The sequence below is a fragment of the Candidatus Manganitrophaceae bacterium genome (assembly GCA_016200325.1).
In the GTDB taxonomy this organism is placed as follows: Bacteria; Nitrospirota; Nitrospiria; order SBBL01; family Manganitrophaceae; genus Manganitrophus.
Genome location: JACQEZ010000009.1, coordinates 143,380 through 154,765, shown reverse-complemented (window position 1 = coordinate 154,765; position 11,386 = coordinate 143,380). Strand labels below are relative to the sequence as shown.

Sequence of the window (11,386 nt, the reverse complement as noted above, 5' to 3'; positions counted from 1 at the left end):
CAAATCAGGTCACCTGTCGAAGTACCATCCGCGGTGCTCTTCCGCGCGTGGTACAAGTTGTGACCGTAAGGGGGGAGCGGGGGGGATCTCCCCCCGGCTGCACGGGGAGGCCGGAGGGGGCCGGGCAGTCGGCCCCCACGGTGGGGGGTGGGGTAAAACCCCACGACCTTAAGGCAGTCAGGTCAAGAGCAGCGCTTCATTCCAATGCCCTTGCCCCAATGAACAGAGATCAAATTTTCTTCTGCCCGCTTCAATATTACGTCTGATAGAAAGAACCCAGAGAGAAAGAACCCCAAGCCGCGACGCGCAAGCCTCTCTCGCTGGGCCTCTCATTAGGAGAGGGTCCTAACATTGCTGGAGGGTTTCGAGGACGATTTGGGCGGCTTGGGCCATTTCATCGATGGCGAGCCACTCTTTGACCGTGTGGATGTCGTGCATGCCGGTGCCGAGGTTGGCGACGGCGATTCCTTTTTTGTTGAAGACGTTCGCGTCGCATCCGCCGCCGGTCGCCTTCGTCTGGACCGAATAGGAGAGGGCCTGGGCGGCGCGTTTCACCGCCTGAACGATCGGGGCGCTCTCGGGGACGTTCATCCGGTCGTAGTCGCGCCAGACCGCCGCTTCGACCCGTCCGGTGATCCGCTTCCCTTCCAAGTCGATAAAAAACTTCTCGGCCGCTTTCTGGAAACAGTCGCGCATATGTCCGGTCTGCGCTTCGAGCTTCTCTTCGCTGTGGCTTCGCGACTCCCCTTTAATATAGACGTAGTTCGGGATGATGTTGGTCGCCGCGCCTCCCTGGATGATCCCGATATTCGCCGTCGTCTCCGGATCGATCCGGCCGAGCTTCATCCGGCTGATCGCCTCGGCGGCGATCTGAACGGCCGAGACCCCCCGCTCCGGGCAGACGCCGGCATGGGCTTCAAGCCCATGGACTTTAAACTCCAGGCGGTCGGAGGAGGGAGATTGGGTGAAGAGGATGTTGACGTTGTCGCAGTCGAGGACCAGCCCGTCGCGCGCTTTCAGCTGCGCGAAGTCGAGGTGCTTCGCGCCGAGCAGGCCGAATTCTTCGCAGATGGTAAAGGCGATTTCGATCTCGCCATGGGGCCGCTGCTGCTCTTGAAGGGTACGGAGGACCTCCATGATGATCGAGATTCCCGACTTGTCGTCGCCGCCGAGGATCGTCGTTCCGTCGCTCCGGATTTTTCTCCCGTCGATCCGCGGCTTGATCCCTTCGCCGGGGACGACGGTATCCATGTGCGCCGACAGAAGCAGCGGCCGACGCGACCGGTCGGTGGCAGGAAGCCGGGCGATCAGGTTGCCGATCTCGCCGCCGACCGCTTTGTCGGCGTCGTCGAACGTTACCTTCGCCCCGAGCGCTTCGAGCTCTTTTTGGAGGACGAGCGCCACCGCCTTCTCCTTCTTGGAGAGGCTGTCGATCTGAACGAGCTTCATGAAGTGGTCGGTCATTCGTTCGGTATTCAGCATGGGAACCTCGCGTCAGAGAATCTTCCGTCTGCTTCGTTTCGTTTCATCCCGTCCTTAAATATTTGTCGAAGAAGGCGAGGGTCTTCTTCCAAGCATCTTTCGCCGCCTGGGGATGGTAGACCTCCCGGCGGGCGTCGTTAAAGAACGCGTGGGGTGCGTTGGGGTAAGTTTTGACCGCGCCCGCTTTTTTAAACTTCTTCAGGGTCTCTTTTAAACGCTGAACATCCTGCTTTTGGATCCAGCCGTCTTCTTCGCCGTGGAAATAGAGAAGCGGGACAGCCAGTTTTTCAATCTCCGAGTCGGGAGGGATCTCGCCATAAAAGGCGACCGCGCATTGAACCTCCGACGTCCGGCTGGCGAGCTGGAGCGCATAAGCGCCGCCGACAGAGAAGCCGACGAGGCCGACTCTCTCCGGCGCCACCTCCGGCGCTCCCTTGAGGAAACGGAGCGCCCCGAGCAGGTCGGCGAGGGTTTGATCCGCGTCGAGGGCATCGGCCAGCTTGGCCGCCTCCGCCCCATTTTGGGTGACGACATGGCCGAGCCGGGAGTAAAGATCGGGGGCGAGCACGACCAGGTTCTCCTTGGCGAGCCGTTGGGCGACCCCTTTGATCTGATCGTTCAGCCCCCACCACTCCTGGATCAGAATCAGCCCCGGATAGCGGCCGGGAGGCTTGGGACGGCAGAGAAAGGCCGACAGCGCTTTCCCTTCCACCTCATATTCCACCATCGTGGAGTTAAGGTCGTCGTCGGTCAAGATCTCGGTTACCATGATCGGCTCCTTGCGGTTGGGCGTTGCTGCGGTTGCTTCGGGAGATCCTTCCTGGATTCTCCCTGGAACGGTGCGGGGGCGATGCGTCTCGTCAATGTGATTCGCTCGGTGATTCGCTCGGCGATTCGTTCGTCGATTCGTTCGTCGAATCGCCTGAATCGCTCTCGCGCGATTGGAGATGTTCCAGAACGAGCCGGAGGACCTGATCGGGGGAGAGGCGGCTCAAGGCGCGGTGTCCTTCGTCGTCGACATATTTCAGCGCCGAGGTCATCGACTGGCCGGGATAGCCGCCGGTCATCCATTTTCCGACCCGGAGACCTTCGTGCCGGTTGAGGTGCTCGGCGAGCCGCTCCATCGGGATCGGCTGAATCGGAGGGCGGGTGACCGTGTCGGCCCAGGCGTAATAGCGGTATTCGAGCTCATAGCCGAATCCTCCCTCTTCCCGCTCCCGGTCTTCAATGACGAGGAAGAGGTTTCCCTGACAATGGTGATCGATCGCCTGCCGGGCCGGCCGCTGCTCGTCGATGATGACGGAGAGCCCTTCCGGCTCATGCTCTTCGACGCCGATGGTTCCTTTTTCAAACAGCTCCATCGATTGGACGATACTGTCGTACGATTCCCGCCAAAGCCCCCGGTACTCGTCTTTTCGACGAAAGAGATCGGGGAGCATCGGAAGAATCATTTTATAAAGAAAGGTCTCCTTCGGCCCGGTGTACGCTTCCCGCTGGCTGTACAGGGGGCTCTCCTTCGAGCCGGCGAGCGCCTCGATTAAGAGATTCATCTGGACCCCCTCTTCCGAGGAGAAGGAGGCGAAGTCGCCCGCTTCGGCGGCGGCGATCAGCCGGCCCGCCATCGGCTCGGCCTTTTTCGGATTGAGCAGCGCCCAGACGGAGAGGAGCCCGTCGGTGTCGAAGTGGTTATTGGTAATAATGCTCACCTGCGGAAAAAACTGCTTCGGGTTCGGATGGGCCAGATAGCGAAGGACGATTTCAGTCGAGGTATCGGCCTTCAGGGGAGGGGGCGTCTGGTTCCCCTTCCAGTGGCTGAGGTGATGGCTTTGGGGGACCAGTCCGTCGACCGAAATCTTGGGAACCCCTTTCATTGCTTCTTCGTAAAAATAAAAAACCATAGTCCTTAATGAGGTGGTGTCTGGCCGCTGTTCGAGAATCCGGTGGTAAGGGAGTGGCGCACCCGCTGTTCGACCGGCTGTCTGCCTACCATAAAACAATCGGTTTACTATATCAAAATTCGTTCAATATTTCAAAACCTCTTGCCAGGGGAAAAAGGGGCGTGTTATCCTGAGGTCCACGCCGGGGAGAAGGGTCTCGCCGCGGAAAAGAATTTCGGAGCCGAAATGATCCATCCTTTTCAAGAAAAGGTTCCCAAGCTCTCCTTGGGCGTTTTTATCGAAGCGTCGGCGCAGGTGATCGGCGACGTCGAGATCGGGGAGTATGGCTCGATCTGGTTCGGCAGCGTGGTCCGCGGTGATGTGAATTACATCCGGATCGGCGCGCGAACGAATATTCAAGATCTCTCCGTCCTCCATGTGACCCGGCGGACCCATCCGCTGATCATCGGGAACGAGGTGACGGTGGGACATCGGGTCACGCTGCACGGCTGTACGGTGCGGGACCGGGTGCTGGTCGGGATGGGGGCGATTCTGCTCGACGGCGCCGAGATCGGTGAAGGGTCGATTGTCGGGGCCGGCGCGCTGGTGACCGAGGGGGTGAAGATCCCGCCCGGTTCGCTGGCGGTCGGAATGCCGGCCCGGGTCAAGCGTCCGCTCACCGCGGAGGAGAGCGCATTTCTCGCCCAGTCGGCGCGGAACTATGTCGATCTGGCGCAGGTTTATTTGAAGTCAAACCAGACCTAAAGTAACTCTTTATAGAGATAAAAGGGAGATGGGGATGCGGGGGCTTTTAATCCGTTGGCTGATCAATGCAGTTGGATTGATCCTGATTTCCTATACGATCCGGGGAATCGAGGTCGATGGGATCGGTCCCGCGCTGGTGGCGGCGGCGGTTCTCGGGATCATCAATGCCGTCATCCGGCCGATCCTTCTGATCTTGACCCTTCCGATTAATATCCTCACCCTCGGCCTCTTTACCTTCATTATCAACGGGGCGATGTTCGCGCTGACCGCCAAGGTGGTCAACGGCTTTGTCGTCTCCAGCTTCTGGTCGGCGGTCCTCGGAGCGCTGCTCCTCTCCATTCTCAGCGGCCTCCTCTCTTTCATCATCGCCGACGCGGGCCGTCCGAATTCAGCTTATTAATCAGTTTCGGCAAAAAAAGGCGGGCCGGATTTTCCGGCCCGCCGGGACACCGCCGCATCGCTCGGGGAAAGTCGATTGTGGGGGGAATCGCCTTTCGGGGATGGATGAACGATGCGGCAGCACCACTAGGCTGCTTCGCTTTTCGATACTCCTTCTTCGCCGGTGGAGGAGATGTCCCTCGCGCCGCTTTGCTTGAAGATCTCTTTCGCCCGGCTGACCTGATCCGAATCGTCACAATGGACCGAAACGAGGATGCCTCCTTCTTTGACCTTGGCTTCGTACTGTTTCGCCTCGTATTCGGGGATGCCGAGACCGATCAACCCACCGGCGACACCGCCGGCGGTCGCACCGATGGCGGCTCCGCCGAGCGCCGCTAAAATCGGACCGGCTGCAATGAACGGGCCGACCCCCGGGATGGCGAGCGAGCCGATGCCGACGAGCCATCCGGCGATGCCGCCCAGCACCCCGCCGGTGGTCGCGCCGGTGGCCACCCCTTCGGGCGCCTTGGTCGCTTTTTCATGGATAAAGTCGCGCATCCCCTCTTTGTCGGGGGTTAAGACCGAGATATCGGTCGGAAGAAATCCCGCATAGCGAAGACGGTCAAGACAGTCTTCCGCCTGGAAGGGATTGTCAAATATGCCGATGACTGCTCTTTTTGCCATTCGTTTTCTCCTTTATCGGGTGACAGCGCCCTTGACTTCAAGCTCGTTTTGGACCTTGCCGGCCCCGGCGATCTGTTCCGCTTTTTTAGAAATATTATTCTTCTCCTCGGGGCTGTTCACCGGTCCGCGAAGGGTGACTTTTCCCTCCTGCGTGATAATTTTCACATTCTTTGCGAGCACCGATAAGGAATCATCCGACGTAATCTCTTTCCGAATTTTTCGCGTCAGCTCTACATCTCCCGGATCGTTGCTCTGCTTCTCCGCCGTCTTGGCGGAGGGGTGCTCATCCCGCGTGTTGATTTTGCTGTTGTCGGGCGCGACCGCAGGAGGGCTTCCTCCCTGCTCGTCGTGCGTCCCGGCGGCATAGGCGATCCCGCCGGCGAACAAAAATATTGCAACCATTGAGACAAATCGTTTCATTTTATCTCCCCCTCCATTAGGATGAGCGGAACGGTTTAACGAGGACATTCCCGATCTGCTCGGCCTTCTGGCTGATGACTTGGACCCCCTGCTCAATGGCCTTCGCACCTTGGCGGAGCATCTTTTTAGCCGCAGGGGTCACCTTCTTAAGCCGCGATGTGGTCCGCTTTGCATTGATCTTCGGACGCGATTTCTTTAAGGCCGGCGACCGCTTTGCACTTTTCTCTGAAGCCGACCGATTGTTTTTTCGTGGCATGGTGTCCTCCTTCATGTTTCAACGGTTCAATGTTTCTCCATCCCTTGCCCCTGTAGAAAAGTTTGCAAGTCCCGGACCCGCCGGAGTGAAAGTAATCAGGGCTACAGAAGACGACCGAAGAGAATTTCCATCGCGCGCGTTGAGAGGGTGTATATATTTTTCCCAGAAAGAGCTGTTACATTTCCTATTGAGATAGAACCGTTCTGCCGTTGAGGTCAAGGAGGCGCGATTTGGGAAAAAAAGGAACAATCCGGCTGTGTCATGAGCCGATCCGCAGCCACATGAATTGCTTAAATCATCTATGTTATAATGAGCTATCCAAAAAACAGGCTCCTTCCCGCACCGCTTTCTATTATTACGGAGGCCGCTTCATGGCTCAGAAAAAGGAATTCCCTGGCTGGATTCTCTTCATGATCCTCTTTATGATTACCGTCCTTCCCTTCTTTTTTTTCTCCCCTCAGAACCATCAAACCTCCTATAGCGATTTTAAGCGGCTTCTCCGTGAGGGAAAGGTGAAGGAGGTGGTGATCTCCCGAGAGACGATTCAGGGGACCAAAACCGAATCGACCGGGCCGGAGGCCGGGAAAGAAGAGCCGTTCAGCACCGTCCGCGTCGACGATCCGAATCTGATCTCCGAGCTGCAAGCAAAGAATATCCGCTATACCGGCGAGATACAGAATCATTGGCTGAAAGATCTGGTCCTCTTCTGGGTCTTGCCTGCGATGGTGATCTTTTTTATCTGGAGTCTTTTTGCCCGGAGAATGTCGGGCGGCGGCGGACAGGGCTTCATGGCCTTCGGCCGCGCCCGTGCGAAGGTCTTCGCCGAAAAAGAGGTTCAGGTGAGCTTCAATGACGTGGCGGGCGCCGACGAGCCGAAAGAGGAGCTGATGGAGATCGTCGAGTTTTTGCGCCAGCCGAAGAAGTTCCAGCGGCTCGGCGGACGGATTCCGAAGGGGGTCTTGCTCGTCGGACCGCCCGGCACCGGCAAGACGCTGTTGGCGCGCGCGGTGGCGGGCGAGGCGCGGGTCCCCTTCTTCTCGATGAGCGGATCGGAGTTCGTCGAGATGTTCGTCGGGGTCGGCGCGGCGCGGGTGCGCGACCTCTTTGCGCAGGCGCAGGAGAAGGCCCCCTGCATCATTTTTATCGACGAGCTCGACGCGCTCGGCCGGGCGCGCGGGCTGGGCATGCTCGGCGGCGGGCATGCGGAGCAAGATCAAACCCTCAATCAGCTTCTCGTCGAGATGGATGGATTCGATCCCCGAAAGGGGGTGATCATCATGGCGGCGACCAACCGTCCGGAAATTCTGGATCCCGCCCTGTTGCGGCCCGGCCGTTTCGACCGCCAAGTCCTCGTCGATCGTCCCGACGTCCGCGAGCGGGAGGAGATCCTCCACCTTCATACCAAGAGTGTGAAGCTCGATCCGAAGGTCGATATTAAGCTGCTTGCGGCCCGCACGCCGGGGTTCGTCGGGGCCGATCTCGCGAACGTCGTCAATGAGGCGGCGTTGCTCGCCGCGAGAAAAAACAAAGACCAGGTGGAGATGGAAGATTTCGAAGAGGCGATCAACCGGGTGACGACCGGGCTCGAAAAGAAAAAGCGGGTGATGAGCAAGAAGGAAAAAGAGTTCGTCTCCTACCATGAGTCGGGACATGCGCTGGTCGCCGAGCTGGTCCCGAACGCCGATCCGGTCCACCGGATCTCGATCATCCCGCGGGGGATTGCCGCCCTCGGCTATACGCTTCAGCTCCCGACGGAGGACCGCTATCTGATGACCAAAAGCGAGCTGCAAGACCGCCTCGCGGTCTTATTGGGAGGGCGGGTCGCCGAAGAGATTATCTTCGGCGAGATCTCGACCGGCGCGCAGAACGATCTGACGCGGGCCACCGATATCGCCCGGAGCATGGTCCGGGAGTTCGGGATGAGCGAGAAGCTGGGGCTCGTCTCCTTTGAACGGTCGGGTGGACGGATGCCGGGCGACGGCGTTCCCCCCGGCGCGAAGGACTACAGCGAGGACCTGGCGAAGGCGATCGATGAAGAGGTGAAGGAGATCATCGACAAGACCCACGTCCGCGTCCGCTCCTTGCTTCAGAAACACCGGGAGACGCTGAAAGTGCTGGCCAAACTTCTTCTGGAAAAAGAGGTCGTCGAAGGGGAGACCCTTCGAAAAATCGTCCATGGAGACAGCCGCCCCCGGAAGGGGGAGCCGCGGCACGAAGTCGATCTCCACTTTCCGGAGGAGCCGCGGCGGGCCGTCGGAGAATAAGGGGAGAGAATGGATCCGCATCGGATGGAAGCGCTCCTCCGGGAGCTCCTCGCGGGAGCGCGGGCGCTCCATCAAGCCTATGTCGATTATCTCCCGCTGCTCCGTCCCCTCCTCCTGCGGGAGAAGCTGCAGCCCGGGGTCGGAGAGAGCTGGAAGGAGATCGAGGCGCTCGAAGGGGCGCTGCAGCGGAGGGGGATGGCGCCGGATCGGACCCTGCCTTCTCCGCGGGAGATTCCGAAGAAAGCCGGGAGCCATGCGCTGCTCGATCTCTTTTTTCAGACCGAGGAGTGGCTCTACTACCGCTACCGCGACGGACTGAAGGAGATAGATGAGAGAGAAGAGGGGCCGCTCCGCGCCCTTCTGCAGTCGCATCTGAACGATCACAAGCGACGCATCTCGGTCATTCAATATCTCTATGCAGACTTTTTATATTATTGAGCGGGCCGATCTACGCCGCTCTTTGCCGCTCTTTTTGACAAACCATCCCGTCGAGACTAAAATTCGCTCATGCCTGTGGGAAATGTTGCTGTTCCAATCATCATTCGGGGTCACACGCTGCTCTGTCTCCAAGGTTTCCGCGGGGAGGGATACAACGCCGCCTTTATTGAGGTGATGGCGGGTGCACACCGGGAGCTCGCCGCCTTTCCCGAAACGCCGGTGCAGGTGGTCGCAAGAGCCGATCTCTTCTGCCGTGCCTGTCCGAATCTCGCCTCCGACGGCTGCCGTCTGAAAGGGGAGGGGTTTGAGGGGGCGATGCAGCGCCAAGATCGGGCGGTGATGGCGCGATTGCGGATCGCGGAAGGGGAGGTTCTCCCTTGGCGCGAGATTCTCCTTCGGATCTCCCGGCAGGTGAGCGGGGAAGATCTCGACGCGATCTGCGGCGCCTGTCCCTGGCTGCCGCTCGGCTATTGCCGCGAGGGGATCAACGCTTTAAACGTCGTTCCGCACAACTGAGGAGAGGATGAAAAAAGCAGTGGTTCTCTTGGCGCCCGGATTCGAGGAGATCGAGGCGGTCACCGTCGTCGACCTTCTGCGGCGGGCCGGCATCGAGGTGACGGTCGCCGGAACGGTCGAGGGCCCGATCGAAGGGGCGCGCAAGGTGAGGCTCCTCGCCGATCTCTCGATTGAGAAGGTCTCCGGGAGCGATTATGACATGGTGATCCTCCCCGGCGGCCAGCCGGGGACGAACAACCTGGCCGCCGATGCGCGGGTGAAGCGGATTTTGGAGGAGGCGCAGGGCGATCGGAAATATATCTCGGCGATCTGTGCCGCCCCGTCGCTCCTCGCCTCCGCCGGATACCTCACCGGGAAGAGGGCGACGAGCCATCCGTCCGTTCGGACGAAAATGGAGGGGGTCGACTACTCCGAGGCGCGGGTGGTGGTCGATGGAAGGTGGGTGACGAGCCGCGCTCCCGGCACCGCGATGGAATTTGCCTTTGCCCTGATTCGGATTTTGGTCGGGGAGGAGAAGGTGAAAGAGGTCAATCAAGGGGTGATGGCAGCGATTTCATCAGAATAAAACTGCGTCGACGGCGCGCATCGAAAGAGGATCGGATGTTCGTAGAGGCCTATGTGGCGAAGGTCCTGAGTGAGTATCTGGAGATGATGCAGCCGGTCATCCTGATTTTTCACCTCGCCTATCTGGTTCTGGTCAATCGCCTGGTTCTCTTCGGAAATGAATTCCGCACCCGCTTCGAGCTGTTCGTCACCCTCCACTATATAATGTTCCTTTTTTTCCCGTCGGGTTATCTCTGGGTGCAGCTCAGCAAGTTGGGCCCCGCGGCCTTCGCCCGGACCATCGATAACGGCATTCCGCTCTGGCTCCCCGGCCCGAGCTTCGCCCTCTCCGGCGTTCAGTTTATCCTGACGATGTTTCTCAGCTTCCTCTGGTTCTCTGAGGCGCGCGCCCCGCAGAACGACTATGACTTCCGCAAAATCCGCTGGTGGAGCTATGCGGTGGTCCCGGTGATCCTTTGGGGATTCGTCTATCCGTTTCAGCAGACGGCGGAGCCGGGGCGATTCATCTTCCTCGGATTCTCGGGGCTCTGGAGCTCGCCGTTCGGCGTCTTGCTCACCCCGACCTCGACCTTCCTCTTGGGATTGTTGACCCTCATCTATCCTCGCGTCAACTTCCGCCTTTTTATCGGAAGCGCATCGGCGCTGCTCCTCATCGCGCTGATGGCGGCCCGGAGCTCCCCCTTTGATTGGCCGCTGGTCGTCCTGGCCGGATTGAATCTGATTCTGGGAATGGTGTATCTGCTGATGCGGCGGGCGAAGCGGCAGCCGACCGAAAATGCCGAAACGATTTCCGATCCCCATCCCGATCCGCGCCCTTGATTCATCGATTGAACTGTGGCACAATCTGCCGACGGTCGCGCCTACAAATCCTCTAGTCCGTTATCCCGGCGCGACCCCCTTCCTCTTCAAATGCCCCCGTAGCTCAGGTGGATAGAGCAGCGGTTTCCTAAACCGAAATAAAGCTCTTCCAACGATCATCATAAATACTTGTAAAACGAATAAAGTTTAGATTTTATAAAGAGTTGTGGCGTTTCCTCAAGTTGGCCCCAGTTGGGTAGAGTTGGGTCAAGATTGGTTGAGATGGTTACAAAATGGTTACAGTCCAAAAGAGAAAGTTTCATATTAATATCCCCAGTGATAAAGGCATCAGTGTCTTGATACCCAATTAATCCCTTCTGGATATCCCCACTCATTTGAAGTGGAAGCGTGGAGTCCGATTTTTGGTCTGAAGACTTCAAGTCGGAATTCTGATAATACTAAAAAGGTATTAAAATCCTGATTATTGCCGGTAAGATCCATTACCGGCAATAAGAAGTATTGACCCTAAGGGCCCCGGAAGCGTATTTTAGGGCAAGAATTCGAGCTCAAATCCTGGGTCCCAACCGATGAAACAGGACACAAACGGCTCAATCGAATCAAAGGTCGCAGCTGAGGGGCACGATCTGGAGGTGGAATCCCTCCGGAGTGGCCCCTTAAAGAAGTCGATCTCTGCACCTCCGTCTCACATTTGGATACTGGAAAAGGAGGGGGCGTTAGCGAAATCAACCATCGAGAGTTGCAAAAAGGTCCTCTCCTGGTTCGTGGCCGATTGGGAATGCCCCCGCCTAGATCCCCTTTTCATTCGACAGTACGCGCTTAAGTTCGAGCGTTTCCATAAGCTTTCCGTGGCGGCTACCCACGCGTCCTTCTTAGCCGCAACAACTGCATGTGGTTTCTAGCCAACACGAAAGATAGTGAGCTTG

At 58.5% G+C, this 11,386-nt stretch carries 13 protein-coding genes; 7 read left to right on the top strand and 6 right to left on the bottom strand.

Translation table 11 applies throughout. From position 1 onward, the window contains the following. Positions 1-345: 345 nt before the first annotated feature. The 3 genes from HY282_07635 to HY282_07625 all read right to left on the bottom strand — a co-directional run bounded on the left by HY282_07635 (position 346) and on the right by HY282_07625 (position 3,353). The gene (locus HY282_07635; GenBank protein ID MBI3803621.1) at positions 346-1,482 is read right to left on the bottom strand and encodes a M20/M25/M40 family metallo-hydrolase; all 1,137 of its coding nucleotides are present in this window, start codon (positions 1,480-1,482) and stop codon (positions 346-348) included. 43 nt (positions 1,483-1,525) lie between these two features. Beyond that, complete coding sequence (locus HY282_07630) at positions 1,526-2,251, bottom strand: dienelactone hydrolase family protein (protein ID MBI3803620.1); 726 nt, start codon at positions 2,249-2,251, stop codon at positions 1,526-1,528. A 91-nt stretch (positions 2,252-2,342) separates the two neighbouring features. After that, the gene (locus tag HY282_07625) at positions 2,343-3,353 is read right to left on the bottom strand and encodes a hypothetical protein (GenBank protein MBI3803619.1); all 1,011 of its coding nucleotides are present in this window, start codon (positions 3,351-3,353) and stop codon (positions 2,343-2,345) included. 252 nt (positions 3,354-3,605) lie between these two features. Here HY282_07625 and HY282_07620 point away from each other — a divergent pair, with 252 nt between their 5' ends. Then, complete coding sequence (locus HY282_07620; GenBank protein MBI3803618.1) at positions 3,606-4,124, top strand: gamma carbonic anhydrase family protein; 519 nt, start codon at positions 3,606-3,608, stop codon at positions 4,122-4,124. Between the two features lie 34 nt (positions 4,125-4,158). Continuing rightward, on the top strand, positions 4,159-4,524 hold the full coding sequence (locus HY282_07615) for a phage holin family protein (GenBank protein MBI3803617.1): 366 nt from the start codon (positions 4,159-4,161) through the stop codon (positions 4,522-4,524). A 125-nt stretch (positions 4,525-4,649) separates the two neighbouring features. Here HY282_07615 and HY282_07610 read toward each other — a convergent pair whose 3' ends face one another. Genes HY282_07610 through HY282_07600 form a run of 3 tightly spaced genes read right to left on the bottom strand, consistent with a single transcriptional unit; the run spans position 4,650 to position 5,862 of the window. After that, positions 4,650-5,186, bottom strand: coding sequence for a DUF3341 domain-containing protein (locus HY282_07610; GenBank protein ID MBI3803616.1), 537 nt, complete (start codon positions 5,184-5,186; stop codon positions 4,650-4,652). Between the two features lie 12 nt (positions 5,187-5,198). Continuing rightward, entirely contained in the window at positions 5,199-5,606 is a 408-nt protein-coding gene (locus HY282_07605) for a BON domain-containing protein (GenBank protein MBI3803615.1), read from the bottom strand. Positions 5,607-5,622: 16 nt separating this feature from the next. Beyond that, positions 5,623-5,862: a hypothetical protein gene (locus tag HY282_07600; protein MBI3803614.1), complete on the bottom strand. Its 240-nt coding sequence runs from the start codon at positions 5,860-5,862 to the stop codon at positions 5,623-5,625. Between the two features lie 371 nt (positions 5,863-6,233). Between HY282_07600 and HY282_07595 the strand changes: the two genes are divergently transcribed. The 5 genes from HY282_07595 (at position 6,234) to HY282_07575 (ending at position 10,463) form a co-directional block, all read left to right on the top strand. Next, positions 6,234-8,126 carry an ATP-dependent metallopeptidase FtsH/Yme1/Tma family protein gene (locus HY282_07595; GenBank protein MBI3803613.1) on the top strand — a complete coding sequence of 631 codons (1,893 nt, stop codon included), beginning with the start codon at positions 6,234-6,236 and terminating at the stop codon, positions 8,124-8,126. Between the two features lie 9 nt (positions 8,127-8,135). Beyond that, the gene (locus HY282_07590) at positions 8,136-8,564 is read left to right on the top strand and encodes a hypothetical protein (GenBank protein MBI3803612.1); all 429 of its coding nucleotides are present in this window, start codon (positions 8,136-8,138) and stop codon (positions 8,562-8,564) included. Positions 8,565-8,633: 69 nt separating this feature from the next. Further along, positions 8,634-9,080, top strand: a complete 447-nt coding sequence (locus HY282_07585; protein ID MBI3803611.1) for a DUF1284 domain-containing protein — start codon at positions 8,634-8,636, stop codon at positions 9,078-9,080. 7 nt (positions 9,081-9,087) lie between these two features. Continuing rightward, positions 9,088-9,645, top strand: a complete 558-nt coding sequence (locus HY282_07580; GenBank protein ID MBI3803610.1) for a DJ-1/PfpI family protein — start codon at positions 9,088-9,090, stop codon at positions 9,643-9,645. Between the two features lie 35 nt (positions 9,646-9,680). Further along, a complete protein-coding gene (locus HY282_07575) occupies positions 9,681-10,463 on the top strand; it encodes a hypothetical protein (protein ID MBI3803609.1) in 783 nt (260 codons plus the stop codon). Positions 10,464-11,386: the final 923 nt, after the last annotated feature.

What these genes read in the sequence shown, in the direction of transcription:
- HY282_07585 (MBI3803611.1), top strand. Translation starts at nt 8,634, where the DNA reads ATGCCTGTGGGAAATGTTGCTGTTCCAATCATCATTCGGGGTCACACG.
- HY282_07630 (MBI3803620.1), bottom strand. Translation starts at nt 2,251, where the DNA reads ATGGTAACCGAGATCTTGACCGACGACGACCTTAACTCCACGATGGTG.
- HY282_07590 (MBI3803612.1), top strand. Translation starts at nt 8,136, where the DNA reads ATGGATCCGCATCGGATGGAAGCGCTCCTCCGGGAGCTCCTCGCGGGA.
- HY282_07600 (MBI3803614.1), bottom strand. Translation starts at nt 5,862, where the DNA reads ATGCCACGAAAAAACAATCGGTCGGCTTCAGAGAAAAGTGCAAAGCGG.
- HY282_07635 (MBI3803621.1), bottom strand. Translation starts at nt 1,482, where the DNA reads ATGCTGAATACCGAACGAATGACCGACCACTTCATGAAGCTCGTTCAG.
- HY282_07625 (MBI3803619.1), bottom strand. Translation starts at nt 3,353, where the DNA reads ATGAAAGGGGTTCCCAAGATTTCGGTCGACGGACTGGTCCCCCAAAGC.
- HY282_07615 (MBI3803617.1), top strand. Translation starts at nt 4,159, where the DNA reads ATGCGGGGGCTTTTAATCCGTTGGCTGATCAATGCAGTTGGATTGATC.
- HY282_07620 (MBI3803618.1), top strand. Translation starts at nt 3,606, where the DNA reads ATGATCCATCCTTTTCAAGAAAAGGTTCCCAAGCTCTCCTTGGGCGTT.
- HY282_07580 (MBI3803610.1), top strand. Translation starts at nt 9,088, where the DNA reads ATGAAAAAAGCAGTGGTTCTCTTGGCGCCCGGATTCGAGGAGATCGAG.
- HY282_07595 (MBI3803613.1), top strand. Translation starts at nt 6,234, where the DNA reads ATGGCTCAGAAAAAGGAATTCCCTGGCTGGATTCTCTTCATGATCCTC.
- HY282_07605 (MBI3803615.1), bottom strand. Translation starts at nt 5,606, where the DNA reads ATGAAACGATTTGTCTCAATGGTTGCAATATTTTTGTTCGCCGGCGGG.
- HY282_07610 (MBI3803616.1), bottom strand. Translation starts at nt 5,186, where the DNA reads ATGGCAAAAAGAGCAGTCATCGGCATATTTGACAATCCCTTCCAGGCG.
- HY282_07575 (MBI3803609.1), top strand. Translation starts at nt 9,681, where the DNA reads ATGTTCGTAGAGGCCTATGTGGCGAAGGTCCTGAGTGAGTATCTGGAG.